This is a genomic window from Dietzia sp. Die43, assembly GCF_024519835.1.
GTDB lineage: Bacteria > Actinomycetota > Actinomycetes > Mycobacteriales > Mycobacteriaceae > Dietzia > Dietzia kunjamensis.
Genome location: NZ_JALJRF010000015.1, coordinates 12,444 through 26,986, shown reverse-complemented (window position 1 = coordinate 26,986; position 14,543 = coordinate 12,444). Strand labels below are relative to the sequence as shown.

Genomic DNA, 14,543 nt, shown 5'->3' with positions numbered 1-14,543 from the left:
TGATGAATCGAGGCTTGTCGCGGCTCCCGTTCAGCCCTCGACGGTACGCCGATTCCGGCGCAGCCCGCGGCCACGACCGTGTGACCGGGACTGTAACAGGTTCCAGTTCGGCGACGTGGCTTCTTCCCTCACCCTAGACCGATCTGTCTATTGCTGCCAGTCGGGCGGTCCCCCCGCAGGAAAACCCCCCGGAACGCAGCGGAGATGAAAAACTCGTCATCATGCCCCACTTCTCACGACGCCTGGTCGCGTCCGCGACCGCAGCCCTCGTCGTCGTCGTACTACCACCCGTCGCCCCGGCCACGCCCGCACCCACCTCCACCCTGACCGGGGTTGACGTCGTGACCTGGACCCCGTGCCCCGCGGAGTCGGCGGCCGACGTCCTCCACCGCCTGCCCCGCCCCGACGTCCTGTGCGCCTCCGTCACGGTCCCCGTCGACCACACCGACCCCGACGGTCGCACCGTGGGGATCGAGGTCCGCAGGATCACCGCCACGGGCGACCGTCAGGGGGCACTGTTCTCCAACCCCGGCGGGCCGGGAGGCGACGCCCGCACCCTCTGGTACACCGCACTCGACAGGGACGACGACTCCGCCGTCGACGAGATCCGTCGCACCCACGATCTGGTGATCGTGCAGCCCCGGGGCCTGGCGGGATCGGGCGCGCTCGAGTGTCTCCCCGGGCCGGAGGTGGAGGCCCCGGACCGTTCCGACCCCGACGACGACGACGACCTCAACGAGCTGGCCGCGCGGTGCATGGCCACCGACCCGGAGTTCGTGCGGTCCATCACCACGGAGAACGTCGTGCGCGACCACGAGGTGGTCCGCGAACGCATGGGCCTGGAGCGCATCTCCTTCCTCGGGTACTCCTACGGCACCGCGATCGGGATGATGTACCAGACCCTGTTCCCGCAGAGCCTCGACCGGATGGTGCTGGACTCCTCGGTCGGACCGTCCGAGACGTGGTGGTACGAGTTCCACCAGCGGCAGGCGGAGAATCGGCACCGGGCGCGCGACTACGTCCTCGCGTGGATCGCCGAGTACGACGACGTCTACGCGTTGGGGGACACCGCCCTGAAGGTGTACCGGCGGATCCACGAGCTCGACCTGTCGGAGGGGGCGGCCGCGGGCCGGTTCCTTCCGCCCCCCGCCGTGCCGGGCGATGACGCCCCGGGGTCGGTTCCCACCGGATCGCTGGCGGCGGGCTCCCTCGACGCCCTCAACACCGGGTCGGTGCGGGCGGAGAACGCCGCCGTCGCGTCCACCGGCGGGTTCGACTCGACGCCGGACGACGCCGTGGGCTACTTCCGGGTCCTCGACTTCTACAGCCGGTCCCCCGACGCCTGGCCCGACATCGCCTGGGCGATCTCGGCGAAGGTGCACGGCACGGCGCCCGACGTCGAGACACCGGAGGAGCTGGACGAGCGGATCGAGGAGGAGGCCGAGGAGCGCACCGGCCGGCCCCCGGTGACGTCCGACCAGGCCACCTACCTGAAGATCATCAACTGCAACGAGACCGCGCCGCCCCGGACGAACCTGGCGGCCCCGGCCCTGATCGGCAGCAGCGACCCGGCGGGTAGCACCGGCGAGGACGTGTGGGCGTTGACCGAGCAGACCCGATACTGCCTCTACCCGCCCTCGGCGGTCCCGCCGCGCATCGAGGCACGCGAGATGGCCGCGCCGCCGCTGATCCTCCAGGCCGACCACGACCCCAACACTCCGGGCATGTTCGGTCCGACCACCGCCGACGCGACGGGAGGCACGCTCGTCCGGATCCGGGGCACCGTGCACTGCCATTTCGACACCGGCAACGAGGCGGTCGACGAGATCGTCCTGCGGTATCTCGAGACCGGTCAGGCGGAACCCGGGCAGTATCTGGACACCCCGCGCCCCGCGCCGGGAAGCCCACCGTGGGTGCCGGAGGGGTGACTCGACGGTTCTCGTGGAGGGCATCCCGCCTGGTATGAATTCCTATAGAAGGGCCCCGGCACGCGTACCGTAGCCGGGACCGGTGGTCGGTGAAGGGCGTCGACGACGGAATCAGCGCAGGTTGGGAGCACTCCAGTGGCGAGCAAGAAGGCAGCATCGGGCGGCAAGCGGAGCCTGGTGATCGTCGAGTCCGCCACCAAGGCACGCAAGATCCAGCCCTACCTGGGGTCCGACTACGTGGTCGAGGCGTCGGTCGGACACATCCGCGACCTGCCCAAGGGCGCGGCCGACATCCCGACCAAGTACAAGAAGGAGCCGTGGGCGCGGCTCGGGGTGAACCCGGACGACGACTTCGAACCCATCTACGTCGTCAGCGCCGACAAGAAGAAGAAGGTCGCCGAGCTCAAGAAGGAACTCGCCGGCGTGGACCAGCTCCTGCTGGCGACAGACCCCGACCGTGAGGGCGAGGCGATCGCCTGGCACCTGCTCGAGGTCCTCAAACCCAAGGTCCCGGTCAAGCGGATGGTGTTCCACGAGATCACCAAGCCCGCCATCCTCGCCGCCGCCGAGAACACGCGCGAGCTCGACACCGACCTCGTCGACGCCCAGGAGACCCGCCGGATCCTCGACCGTCTCTACGGCTACGAGGTCTCCCCGGTGCTGTGGAAGAAGGTCATGCCGCGGCTGTCCGCCGGCCGCGTGCAGTCGGTGGCCACCCGCGTGATCGTCGAGCGTGAGCGCGAGCGCATGGCGTTCGTCGCCGCGGACTACTGGGACATCACCGCGACCCTGGCAACGAAGGGATCCGCCGGCGGGGACGCCGGTGAACCCCGCAGCTTCACCGCCCGCCTCTCCGCCGTCGACGGCGCCCGGGTCGCGCAGGGCCGCGACTTCGGCCAGGACGGGCGTCTGAAGTCCACCGGCGCGGCCAAGGACTCCGTCGTCCTCGCCGAACCGGCGGCCCGGGCGCTGGCCGCCGCGCTGACCGGAGCCGACTTCGTCGTCGACTCCGTCGAGTCCAAGCCGTACACACGGCGCCCCTACGCGCCGTTCATGACCTCCACCCTCCAGCAGGAGGCCGGCCGCAAACTGCGGTACACGTCCGAGCGCACCATGCGGATCGCGCAGCGACTGTACGAGAACGGCTACATCACCTACATGCGTACCGACTCCACGACCCTGTCCGAGGGCGGCATCGCAGCCGCCCGCGCGCAGGCCACGGAGCTGTACGGCAGCGACTACGTCTCACCCACGCCGAGGCAGTACACCCGGAAGGTCAAGAACTCGCAGGAGGCCCACGAGGCCATCCGGCCCGCCGGCGAGACCTTCGCCACCCCCGGGCAGCTCCACAGTGCCCTCGACGCCGAGGAATACCGGCTCTACGAGCTCATCTGGCAGCGCACGGTCGCCTCCCAGATGGCCGACGCGCGCGGCACGACCGTCAGCATCCGCATCAGCGGTGACGCCGGCGACAACGCCTCCGGCTACGAGCGCGCCACCTTCGCCGCCTCGGGCCGCACCATCACGTTCCCCGGCTTCCTCAAGGCCTACGTCGAGGCGACCGATGACCCGGCCGAGGGCTCGGAGAAGCAGATGGCGGACGACGCCGAGCGGCGCCTGCCCCGCCTCGACGAGGGACAGCAGCTCACCGGCACCGACCTGGTCCCCGACGGGCACACCACCAGCCCACCCGCCCGCTACACCGAGGCGAGCCTGGTCAAGGCGATGGAGGAGATGGGCATCGGCCGCCCGTCGACCTACGCCAGCATCATCCGCACCATCCAGGACCGGGGATACGTCTACGTCCGCGGCAACGCGCTGGTCCCCAGCTGGGTCGCGTTCGCCGTGGTCGGGCTGTTGGAGCAGAACTTCGGCCGGCTCGTCGACTACGACTTCACCTCGCTGATGGAGGACGAACTCGACGCGATCGCCGAGGGCCGCGAGAACCGCGACGACTGGCTTCGGCGCTTCTACTTCGGTGCAGCCGAGGGCTCCGGCGACGAGGACAAGGCCAACTACGCCGTGGGGCTGAAGAACCTCGTCGACGTCAACCTCGAGGCGATCGACGCCCGCAGCATCAACTCGATCAGGGTGTTCGACGACTCCGAGGGCCGCCCGGTGCACGTCCGGGTCGGTCGCTACGGTCCGTATCTCGAGCGCATGGTCGCAGGCGAGGACGGCGCCGAGGAGTCCCAGCGGGCCAACCTGCCCGAGGGGATGAGCCCGGACGAGCTCACGCTCGAGGTGGCCGAGAAGCTCTTCTCGACCCCCCAGGACGGTCGCCCGCTGGGCGTGGACCCCGAGACCGGGCACGAGATCGTCGTCAAGGACGGGCGCTACGGCCCCTACGTCACCGAGAAGCTCCCCGAGGCCACCGACGCCGAGAAGGCGGTCTGGGCCAAGAAGGTGCTCGCCGACGCGGATGCGGAGAAGAAGCGGATCGACGCCGAGCGCGACGCCGCGATCGCCGCCGCGAAGGACGACGACGCCAAGGCCGAGGCCAAGAAGGCCGCGACCAAGGCCAAGGCCGCCGTGACCCGCCGGGCGAAGAAGGAGGCCGACAGCCCCACCGGGCCGAAGCCCCGGACCGGGTCGTTGATGCAGTCCATGGAGCCGGCGACGGTCACGCTGGAGGACGCGCTCAAGCTCCTGTCGCTGCCCCGCGTGGTGGGTGTGGACCCCACGAGTGGCGAGGAGATCACCGCCCAGCTCGGTCGCTACGGGCCGTACCTCAAGAAGGGCACCGACTCACGGACGCTCGACTCCGAGGACGCGGTGTTCACGGTGACGCTCGAGGACGCGGTGAAGATCTACTCCGAGCCCAAGCGTCGGGGCCGGCAGGCCGCCGCCCCCAAGGCCCTGCGGGAGATGGGGGTCGACGAGGTCTCCGGCAAGCAGATGCTGGTCAAGGACGGCCGCTTCGGCCCGTACGTGACCGACGGCGAGTCCAACGCCTCGCTCCGCAAGGGCGACACGGTGGAGAGCCTCACCGACGCGCGCGCCTCCGAGTTGCTCTCCGAGCGGCGCGCCAAGTCGCCGCCGAAGAAGGCCCCCGCGAAGAAGGCCCCGGCCCGCAAGTCGCCCGCGAAGAAGACGGCGGCGTCGCGCCGCTGAGGCCCGCGGTCAGCGCGCCGGGTCGTCGGCCGGGCGCAACGCCACGGAGCCGGCCTGCCACCGGTCCGCGAGGGTGGGGCGCAGGGGTCGGGCGAGCTGGGTCATGATGCCCCGGCCGCGCAGTTCGACGCTGCGGCCCAGCACCCACCTGGCCGCCTCGGGTGCGTCGGCCCGGTGGATCGTGGCCGCCGACGCCAGAACGTGTCCCTGCTCCATCTTGGCCAGCGTGGTGAGGCGGGCGGCCTCGTTGACCGGGTCGCCGATGACCGTGTACTCGAACCGCTTGGCGTGGCCGATGTGTCCGGCGATGACGGTGCCGTAGGAGACGCCGATCCCCGCCGTGAGCGGGGCCAGGTCGGCGAGTCTGCTCTGCAGTGCACGCGCGGCCCGCAGCGCACGGCCGGCCTCGTTGTCCACCTCCAGCGGCGCCCCGAAGACCGCGAGCAGGGCGTCGCCCTGGAACTTGTTGATGTACCCGCCGTTGGTGTCGACGGATTCGACGGCGATCCGGAAGAAGTCGTTGAGCACGGAGACCACCTCGGCCGGCTCGTGGGCCGCAGCGAACTCCGTCGAACCGGTGAGGTCGACGAACAGCACCGCGACCTGGCGCTCCTGCCCGCCCAGTTCGGTGCCCCGCTCGAGCGCGTTGCGTGCGACGTCCTCGCCCACGTAGCGACCGAAGAGGTCCTGGATGGCCTCGCGTTCCTGCAGGCCGGTGACCATCTCGTTGAACCCCTGGGCGAGCTGGCCGATCTCCGAGCTGTCGTAGATCGTCACGCGGGTCTCGAGATCGCCCTGCTTGACGCGACTGACGCCCGCCTGCATCTCGCGCACCGGGTCGGCGATCGAGTCCGAGACCAGCCCCATGCCGATCGCGCCGGCGATCACGGCGACACTCGCCAGCACCGCGAGGGCGACGAGGATCAGACCGGGGTCGTCGCCGAACAGGCCGAACCAGTGTCCGGTGAGGATGAGCAGGATGCCGGCGATGGGGATGACCGTGGTCAGTGACCAGCCGAGGAAGATGCGGCGACGCACGCCGGGGACATGGCGGCTCTCCGGCACCCCCCTGGACAGGGCGCGGACCGTGATCGGTCGCATGATCCGCTCGGCCTGCAGGTAGGAGATCAGGCAGGTGGTGCTGCCGCCGAGCAGGCTGGTCACCGCCACGATGAGAGCCAACCTGGGGGAGTGGCCCACGTTGACGGCGACGAACAGCAGCGTCCCGGTCACCCACATGGCGCCGGAGATGAGCGCCTGGTGGAACGGTAGGCGCAGGGTGCGCCGGCGGATCGCGCCGTCGAAGTCCGCCCCCGACCGGTCGACCCGCAACACGGGCAGGAGGAGCAGCGTCGAGGCGATGACGCCGCCGACGAAGGCCAACACGAGATAGCCGATGAACAGGTACTGGTTGAGGAAGCGGAACTGGTCGAGGTCGAGGAACCGGTCCATCGGCAGGACGAAGCGCAGGAACGAGAACACGAAGACCGCGCCGATGATGTTCGCCTGCACCATCGTCAGGGCATAGACGGGCCAGGGGGTGGCCCACAGCCACCTGAACAACCTGACCCATCGTTCCATCGGCCCAAGCCTAGTTCGCGCCGGTGATGCCGGGAACGCAGGTGTGTCGGTGGGCGGGGATAAGGTGGGGGCCATGCCCGGGGTGTTCGATCGGTTGGCCGGACAGGCCGACGTCGTGGCGGAGCTGACCGCTGCCGCCACGGCTGCTCGTGCCCGCGTGCCGGGACAGGGGTGGGATGCCTCGGACGCCCGGATGGTCCACGCCTGGCTGTTCACCGGTCCGCCGGGTAGCGGCCGCAGCGTGGCGGCCATGGCGTTCGCCGCCGCTCTGCAGTGTGAGGACCCGGACGTGGTGGGCTGCGGGGAGTGCCGCGCGTGCCACACGGTGTTGGCCGGCACCCACGCGGACGTGCACCTGCTCGCCCCGCAGGGCGTCAACATCCTGCTCAAGGACGTCAAGGAGACCATCCACCGCGCGGCGAGCCGCCCCGGCACCGGGCGCTGGCAGATCGTGGTGGTCGAGGAGGCGGACAGACTCACCGAGCAGTCCGGGAACGCCCTGCTCAAGGTGGTGGAGGAGCCGCCCAGTCGGACCGTGTTCCTTCTGTGCTCGCCGACCACCGACCCGATGGACATCATGGTGACCCTGCGTTCGCGCTCGCGGAACGTCGCGCTGCGTCAGCCGGACGCGGCGGCGGTCGAGCGTGCGCTGCTCGCCGGCGGGGACCCGATAGACCCCGATCTGGCCCGGTGGGCGGCGTCGGTCTCCTCGGGCCACGTGGGTCGTGCCCGGTGGCTGGCGACCGACGAGGCGACCCGGGAGCGGCGGGATGTCGTCCTCCAGCTGCCCATGGTCATGCACAATCCCGGCCGGGCGTTCCCTCTCGCGGACCGGCTCGTCAGCGCCGCGGAGCAGGAGGCGTTGGCCCGCAACAGTGAATCCGACGAGCGCGAGGTCGAGGAGCTGCGCACCGCGCTGGGGGCGGGCGGAACCGGCAAGGGCACCGCGTCGGCAGGGCGGGGCGCGACGGGCGCGGTCAAGGAGCTCGAGAAGGCCCAGAAGTCGCGACGGACCCGGTCCACCCGCGACTCACTGGACCTCGCGCTGGTCGACCTGGCGGGGTTCTACCGGGATGCGCTCATGTCGGCGCTCGGCGCCCGCGAGGTCGACCCGGCCCATCCGGACAAGGCGGAGGAGGCCGCGAGGCTCGGTGGCCACTACCCGGCCGCGGCGATCCTCCGGGCGATCGAGGCGATCCAGGAGTGCCGGGCGGCGATCGAGGTCAACGTCAAACCCAAGTTCGCGGTGTCCGCCATGGTGGGCGCGATCCGCGAGGCACTGGGCTGACAACCGGGCCGGGGGCGGGTCGTTTTCCGGCGACGGGGGTCCGTCGGATATAGTTGCGTCGCCCCACAAGGGCTCGCCGCGTTAGCTCAGTCGGTAGAGCATTTCACTCGTAATGAAAAGGTCGTCGGTTCGATTCCGACACGCGGCTCCATCGGAACGCCGAACGCTGTCAACCCCCGCCCTCCCAGGTCCGGGGTTTTCTGTCGTCCGGTCCGCTTCCCGGGGGCGACATGATGCCTGGCTCCCGGGTCCCGCCCGAATGTCCTGCGCTCGCGATCATTGACGGTGACGACGATCACTCGCTACTGTCAGGTAACAGTTTACGTAGTTGCATATCGTCGGCTGTTCGCCCCTCGATCAAAGGACTCCCATGACCACTGCGCCCCTGCTCGTCGAGCGAGCGGACCACATCGAGACGTGGACGATGAACCTGCCGGACTCCCGGAATCCCATCTCCGATCCGGCGATCGTCGACGCGCTGTGTGATCAGGTCGCCACGGTCAACGGGGATCATGACGTCCGGGCCGTGGTCCTGACGGGTGCCGGTTCCGCGTTCTCCGCCGGCGGGAACGTCAAGGACATGGTGGACAGAGCGGGGATGTTCGGCGGCAGCCCGTATGAACTGCGTGACGGGTACCGCCGGGGTATCCAGCGGATCCCGCGCGCCCTGTATCACTGCGAGGTGCCGGTGGTCGCCGCGGTGAACGGGCCGGCCGTCGGTGCGGGATGCGACCTCGCCGTGATGTGCGACCTGCGGGTGGCGTCGACGAGGGCGTGGTTCGCGGAGAGCTTCGTCCAGCTGGGGATCATCCCGGGCGACGGCGGTGCATGGCTGCTGACCAAGGCGATCGGCCCGGCGCGGGCGGCCGAGATGGCGCTCACCGGCGACCGGGTCAAGGCCGAGCAGGCCGCCGCGTGGGGGCTGGTGAACGAGGTCGTGGAACCCGATCAGCTGCTGGAGGCGGCCCACACTCTCGCCGCGCGGGTGGCCAAGAATCCACCGCACTCGGTGCGCATGGCCAAGAAGCTGCTCCGCGAGTCACAGCACCAGTCGCTCGAGTCGCTCCTCGAGCTGTCGGCGGCGATGCAGGCGCTGGCGCACCACGCCGAGGATCACCGCGAGGCGCTCGCGGCGTTCGGGGACAAGCGCGCCGGCGAGTACACAGGTCGCTGATCTCCGTCTCTCGGCCGGGCCGGGGCTGGGTCTGGCTCCGACATGCGACCAGGCTCAGCGCAGGCCCCATTCCGTCGCGTGGCGGAGGCAGATGCGGGCCAGTTCCTCGCTGCGTTCGACGATGAGGTCGCGCGCGGCGATGACCCCCACGGTCGCGATCGTGCGGCCCCTCTCGCGCAGGGCGACTGAGACGCCGTCCCCGCCGTCGACCGCCACGCCGGGGGCGGTACACACCCCGGTCTCGCGGAGTTCCTCCAGGGAATCGAGAAACCTGTCCACGAACTCGGATTCCGCGGACGGGCGGGCGTTGAGGTAGGCCCAGATGTCGCGCTTCTCGCGGTCGGCGAGCAAGAGCCAGCCGGACGAGGTCCGCAGCAGTGAACGCCGCAGGCGGTTCTCCGCGATGTACGAATAGTGCGGGTCGTTGGAGACGTGGTCCACGTAGAACAAGTCGTCACCGACATCGGTCGACAGGGCGGTGGTGAGCCCTGTCTCCGCGTGCAGGGCCAGGAGCTGGTCCCGCGACACGGACGTCACGGGCGGGCGACCAGCGATGACGTTGAGTAGATACGGTGCCGTACCCAGGGTGTATACGCGGTTGCGCTCGTCGAGGTATCCCACCGCCACGAGCCCGTTGAGCAGGCCCTGCGTGGAGCTGATCGGGGCCTCGAGCGCTTTTGCCACCGCGGTGAGCGTCAGGCCGGATCCCGATCGGGCGACGAGTTCCATGATCGCCGCGACCCGGTCGACCATCCGGTGCCGGGGACGCTCGGGGACCTTGTCCATGCGGGGCACGTCCACCGCCCCGTCGCCTCCCACGTCCGCTTGCGTCATGGGGTAAGACTATCCGCCCCTGCGGGACGACCGGGCGAATACGAGAGAGCGTAGTGGAATCCCCTATTGCGTAAAAGCGCCGACCGTGCGATTCTCGAACACGTGGTCCGGGTCACCCTTCGGCCCCGATCCGGCAGCCGACACCCCAATCCCCTTCGAGGAGGCCCGATGAGGTCCGCACTCGCACCACCGACCACCCTGGCGTCGGCGGACATGGACGCCCTACGGGCGGAGGTCCGCGACTTCCTCGGCGGCGAGATCGCCGCCGGCCGTCTCACGCCGTGGATCGACACCTGGCTGACCCGGTGGGACGAGGACTTCACCCGTCGTCTCGCCGAGCGCGGCTGGGTCGGCATGGCGATCCCCACCGAGTACGGCGGCCGAGGACGCACGCACCTGGAGCGCTTCGTCGTCACCGAGGAACTCCTCGCTGTCGGGGCGCCCGTGGCCGCGCAGTGGGTCGCCGATCGGCAGATCGCCCCCTCGCTCCTGCGGTACGGCACAGAGGAGCAAAAGCGCGAGTACCTGCCGCGCATCGCGGCGGGAGAGTGCTGTTTCGGCATCGGGATGAGTGAACCGGACTCGGGTTCCGATCTGGCCAGTGTGCGGACGAAGGGTGTGAGGGTCGACGGCGGCTGGGCCGTCTCCGGCACCAAGGTGTGGACCTCCGGTGCCCAGCACGCGGAGGCGTTCATCGCCCTCGCCCGCACCGAGCCGCTGGACACCGCCCACCGGCACGCGGGGCTGAGCCAGTTCATCGTCGACCTGCGCAGCGAGGGCGTCACCATCCGCCCGATCGTCTCCCTGTCCGGCGACCACCACTTCAACGAGGTCGTGCTCGACGAGGTGTTCGTCCCCGATGCCCGCGTGTTCGGTTCCCTGGGCCGGGGCTGGGAGCAGGTCAATTCCGAGCTGGCCTTCGAGCGCAGCGGCCCCGAGCGGTTCCTCTCCTCTTTCCGCCTGTTCGCCGCCGAGATCGGCGCGATCGCCGAGGGGACATTGCCCGCCCGCACCGACCTCGGCCGCTCGGTCGCGCGGATGGCGGGGCTTCACGCCCTGAGCCAGAACATCGCCGGGGCGCTGCAGCGCGGCGAGCCCGCCGACAACGCCGCGGCACTGGTCAAGCTCCTCGGAACCACCACCGAGGGCGACATCGTCGACGTGGTCTCCGCCAGGCTCGGCGACGAGTTCGCGCCGGGCGAGGCGGACGCGGCCGCGTCCGAACTCACGGATCTGCTCCGTGCCGGACTCCATCAACGCCCCGGCTTCACGCTGCGCGGCGGGACCAACGAGATTCTGCGCGGCGTGATCGCGCGGGGAATGGGGATGAGATGAACGGGCGCACCGCTTCCGACCGGACCATCGAGGCCGTCGACCTGGCCGTTGACGAGGACCTCGAGTCGATGATGGCGGGTGTCCTGGCGCAGTTCTCCGGGCCCACCGTCGACCCCGACGCGACTGCGGTGTGGCGGGCCCTGTCCGAGGTGGGGATCGGTCGGCTCACCGGCCCGGAGGAGACCGGGGGCAGCGGGGCGGGCTGGGCGGAGGCCGCCACGCTGCTGAGATTGGCCGCCGCCGCCGGGGTCGCGGTCCCGTATGCGGAGACCGACCTCGTCGTCGGGCCGCTGCGCCGCGCGGTCGGCCTGGACGACTCCGCCCCGGGGACGGCGACCCTCGCCGTCCTCGGGTCCGACTCCCGCGCCCGGCGCGTGGCCTGGGCCGGGGCCACCGATTCCGTGCTGTTCGTACGCCGGTCCGCCGCCGACGACGACGGGCGACCCCGCTTCGAGGTCGCGGACATCCCGACCGACCGGGCGGCGGTCACACCCGTCGACGGGACCTCCGCGGTGGCACTGGGCGACCTCAGCGCGCCCGACGACGCCGCGTGGACCCCGGTCGACGCCGCTCCCGTCGAAGCGGCGGTGCTCCGAGGCGCCCTCGCCCGGGCCGTCCAGTCCGTGGGCGCCGCCGAGGGGATGCTCGACGCGGCGATCGCCCACAGCACCGAGCGCAACCAGTTCGGTCGGGCGCTGGCCGAGTTCCAGTCGGTGCAGAACCTCGTCGTCGACATCGCGGCCGAGACCGTCCTCGCCCGCGCGGCGGTCGACCAAGCGGTCGCCGACGCGCTCGACACCGACCTCGGGGGGCCGCTGTCGGGATTCCGCGTGGCCGTGGCCCGCAGCGTGGCCTCGCAGACCGTCGCCGTCGCCGTGCGCAACACCCATCAGGTGCACGGCGCCATCGGCACCACGCACGAGCACACCTTGCACCGCCTCACCCTGCCCGCTCTGCAGTGGCGCGGTGAGTTCGGCTCCGCGGCGTTCTGGGAGAGCCGACTCACCGACGTCGCACTCGCGGGCGGGATGGACGGGGCATGGCCCATGGTCGTCGAGGGCGCTCGGGTCGAGGGTGCGGCCGCCGGTTGGCTCGACCGTGTGACGGGCCCCTGAGTCGTGGCCGCCACGCCGTACGCGGATACGCCGCGGACCGGGGCTCTCACCGACATCCGTGTCGTGGACCTGTCCCGGGTCCTGGCCGGACCTCTGTGTGGTCAGATGCTCGCCGACCACGGTGCTGATGTCGTCAAGGTGGAGCCACCGGGCGGGGACGAGACCCGGGGCTGGGGTCCGCCGTTCGTGCGGGAGGACCACAGCGCCTACTTCGACGGTCTGAACCGCAACAAGCGGAACATCAGCATCGACCTGCGCAGTGAGGAGGGGCAGTCACTCCTGGCGAGGATGCTCGCGGAGGCGGACGTCGTCATCGAGAACTTCAAAGCCGGGACCCTGGAAGCGTGGGGATTCGGCGACGCCGAGCTCGCCGTGCGGTTCCCCCGCCTGGTCCACTGCCGCATCACCGGGTACGGCGTCGACGGTCCGCTGGGCGGCGCACCCGGTTATGACGCCGTCCTCCAGGCGCTGTCGGGGCTCATGAGCATCAACGGGGAGCCCGACGGGCCGGCCATGCGCATTGGTATCCCCCTGGTGGACATCGTCACCAGCCTCAACGCGATGACCGGCATCCTCATGGCGTTGCACGTCAGAGAAACCACCGGGCGCGGGCAGCTCGTCGACCTCGCCCTGCTCGATAACGCCGTGTCGATCCTGCACCCACACGCCGGGAAGTGGTTCGCCACGGGCGAGCCCCCGGCCAGGACAGGCGTCGCCCACCCGACGATCTGCCCCTACGAGACCTTCACCTGCTCAGACGGCCCCTTCTTCATCGGCGCGGGCAACGACGGGCAGTTCCGCTCCCTCGCCGTCGCGCTGGGTGAACGCGCACTGGCCGAGGATCCGCGGTTCCTCACCAACTCGGACCGTCTCGCGCACGCCGGAGAACTCCGGTCGCTCCTCGGGGAGCTCGTCGGCGGCATCGATCGCGCCGACCTGGCGGACCGCCTCCGTTCGGCGGGGGTTCCCTCCGGCGCGGTCAACGATGTGGGGGAGGCGCTCGCGATGCCGCAGGTCATGCATCGGGGCATGGTGGTCGAGCGGGAGGGATACCGCGGTGTCGGGATCCCCGTCACCTTGTCCGACACGCCCGGATCCGTACGCTTCGGACCGCGCCCCCGCGGAGCGGACACCGATGCGGTGCTGGCCGGGTTCGGGATCGGCCCGGCCGAGGTGGCCCGCCTACGGGAGGCGGACGTGGTGAGCGGCGCGGACGACCGTTCCTGACCCCGCCGCACCGCGCGCCACGGGCCGCGATCTCGGTACCCTCGACACCAGTACCGAGAAAGGTCGTGTCGTGGAATTCCTCCTCATCGCCGCAGTGATCGCGGTGGCCGTCGCCGTGGTCTCCCGCAGCCAGAACAAGGGCCAGACCCAGCTGGAGGCGCAGCACAATCACCACCTCGCCGACCACCGGGCCGAGGCGGCCCGATGGGTCGAGCGGCTCGGGGGCCAGGTGTTCAACCTGGATGGCACCGACGAGGCGTCCAAACAGGCCATGGCCGACGCGTCGGAGCGCTACACGGCGGCGGTCTCCGAGTTGGAGAATGCCCGCACCCCGGTACAGGCGCAGCTGGCCAAGGACACCGCGCTGGAGGGTCTGTACTACGTGCGTGCCGCCCGCTCGGCGATGGGCCTGGACCCGGGCCCCGAGCTGCCCAAGACCCCCGGCCAGGACCGCGCCGGCCGCGTGACGGAGGACCGCGAGGTCGAGGTCGAGGGCCGGACCATGAAGGCCGCGACCGATCCGAGCGACGAGACCCCGCACTACTATCCGGGCGGCGTCGTGGCCGGTCGACCGGTCCCCGCCGGCTGGTACTCGGAGCCCTGGTGGGCGTCGGCCCTGACCACGGGCGTGTGGATGATGGGCTCGATGATGATGTTCAACATGATGTTCGCCGGGATGTCGGGCATCGGGTACTCCGGTGAGGACTTCGCGTCCGGGGTGGGCGAGGGCGGCGCCGACGTCAGTGACATGGGCGGCGGCGACGGCGGCGAGGGTTTCCTCGACGGCGGACTGATGGGCGGGGACGGCGGCGATGGCGGAGGCGACGGCGGCGGATTCTTCGACGGTGGCCTGTTCGGCGGCGACGGCGGGGGAGACGGCGGCGGCGGTTTCTTCGACGGTGGCCTGTTCGGCGGCGACGGCGGCGGATTCTTCGACTTCTGACCGG

At 70.7% G+C, this 14,543-nt stretch carries 10 protein-coding genes and 1 tRNA gene; 9 read left to right on the top strand and 2 right to left on the bottom strand.

Going from position 1 to position 14,543, the window contains the following annotated elements; genetic code table 11:
* Positions 1-221 precede the first annotated feature (221 nt).
* Positions 222-1,928 carry an alpha/beta fold hydrolase gene (locus NR111_RS13390; RefSeq protein WP_256821063.1) on the top strand — a complete coding sequence of 569 codons (1,707 nt, stop codon included), beginning with the start codon at positions 222-224 and terminating at the stop codon, positions 1,926-1,928.
* Positions 1,929-2,063: 135 nt separating this feature from the next.
* Complete coding sequence (gene topA / locus NR111_RS13385; protein ID WP_256821062.1) at positions 2,064-5,042, top strand: type I DNA topoisomerase; 2,979 nt, start codon at positions 2,064-2,066, stop codon at positions 5,040-5,042.
* A 9-nt stretch (positions 5,043-5,051) separates the two neighbouring features.
* Here topA and NR111_RS13380 read toward each other — a convergent pair whose 3' ends face one another.
* Positions 5,052-6,623: an adenylate/guanylate cyclase domain-containing protein gene (locus tag NR111_RS13380; protein ID WP_067711467.1), complete on the bottom strand. Its 1,572-nt coding sequence runs from the start codon at positions 6,621-6,623 to the stop codon at positions 5,052-5,054.
* 73 nt (positions 6,624-6,696) lie between these two features.
* Between NR111_RS13380 and NR111_RS13375 the strand changes: the two genes are divergently transcribed.
* The 3 genes from NR111_RS13375 (at position 6,697) to NR111_RS13365 (ending at position 9,085) form a co-directional block, all read left to right on the top strand.
* Entirely contained in the window at positions 6,697-7,911 is a 1,215-nt protein-coding gene (locus tag NR111_RS13375; protein ID WP_256821061.1) for a DNA polymerase III subunit delta', read from the top strand.
* A gap of 75 nt (positions 7,912-7,986) precedes the next feature.
* Positions 7,987-8,062 (top strand) — tRNA-Thr (locus NR111_RS13370).
* Positions 8,063-8,281: 219 nt separating this feature from the next.
* The gene (locus tag NR111_RS13365; RefSeq protein WP_120284728.1) at positions 8,282-9,085 is read left to right on the top strand and encodes a crotonase/enoyl-CoA hydratase family protein; all 804 of its coding nucleotides are present in this window, start codon (positions 8,282-8,284) and stop codon (positions 9,083-9,085) included.
* Positions 9,086-9,139: 54 nt separating this feature from the next.
* Here NR111_RS13365 and NR111_RS13360 read toward each other — a convergent pair whose 3' ends face one another.
* Complete coding sequence (locus NR111_RS13360) at positions 9,140-9,838, bottom strand: IclR family transcriptional regulator (RefSeq protein WP_120285184.1); 699 nt, start codon at positions 9,836-9,838, stop codon at positions 9,140-9,142.
* Between the two features lie 249 nt (positions 9,839-10,087).
* Between NR111_RS13360 and NR111_RS13355 the strand changes: the two genes are divergently transcribed.
* From NR111_RS13355 to NR111_RS13340, 4 genes are all read left to right on the top strand, one after another.
* A complete protein-coding gene (locus NR111_RS13355; RefSeq protein ID WP_120284726.1) occupies positions 10,088-11,254 on the top strand; it encodes an acyl-CoA dehydrogenase family protein in 1,167 nt (388 codons plus the stop codon).
* Positions 11,251-12,369 carry an acyl-CoA dehydrogenase family protein gene (locus NR111_RS13350; RefSeq protein WP_120284724.1) on the top strand — a complete coding sequence of 373 codons (1,119 nt, stop codon included), beginning with the start codon at positions 11,251-11,253 and terminating at the stop codon, positions 12,367-12,369. Before NR111_RS13355 ends, NR111_RS13350 begins: the two co-directional genes overlap by 4 nt.
* Positions 12,370-12,372: 3 nt before the next feature.
* A complete protein-coding gene (locus NR111_RS13345) occupies positions 12,373-13,596 on the top strand; it encodes a CaiB/BaiF CoA-transferase family protein (protein ID WP_120284722.1) in 1,224 nt (407 codons plus the stop codon).
* A 70-nt stretch (positions 13,597-13,666) separates the two neighbouring features.
* On the top strand, positions 13,667-14,539 hold the full coding sequence (locus NR111_RS13340; RefSeq protein ID WP_120284720.1) for a DUF1542 domain-containing protein: 873 nt from the start codon (positions 13,667-13,669) through the stop codon (positions 14,537-14,539).
* Positions 14,540-14,543: the final 4 nt, after the last annotated feature.

Coding starts and splice junctions, on each gene's coding strand:
- NR111_RS13390 (WP_256821063.1), top strand. CDS start 222: ATGCCCCACTTCTCACGACGCCTGGTCGCGTCCGCGACCGCAGCCCTC.
- NR111_RS13380 (WP_067711467.1), bottom strand. CDS start 6,623: ATGGAACGATGGGTCAGGTTGTTCAGGTGGCTGTGGGCCACCCCCTGG.
- NR111_RS13375 (WP_256821061.1), top strand. CDS start 6,697: ATGCCCGGGGTGTTCGATCGGTTGGCCGGACAGGCCGACGTCGTGGCG.
- NR111_RS13365 (WP_120284728.1), top strand. CDS start 8,282: ATGACCACTGCGCCCCTGCTCGTCGAGCGAGCGGACCACATCGAGACG.
- NR111_RS13360 (WP_120285184.1), bottom strand. CDS start 9,838: ATGGTCGACCGGGTCGCGGCGATCATGGAACTCGTCGCCCGATCGGGA.
- NR111_RS13355 (WP_120284726.1), top strand. CDS start 10,088: ATGAGGTCCGCACTCGCACCACCGACCACCCTGGCGTCGGCGGACATG.
- NR111_RS13350 (WP_120284724.1), top strand. CDS start 11,251: ATGAACGGGCGCACCGCTTCCGACCGGACCATCGAGGCCGTCGACCTG.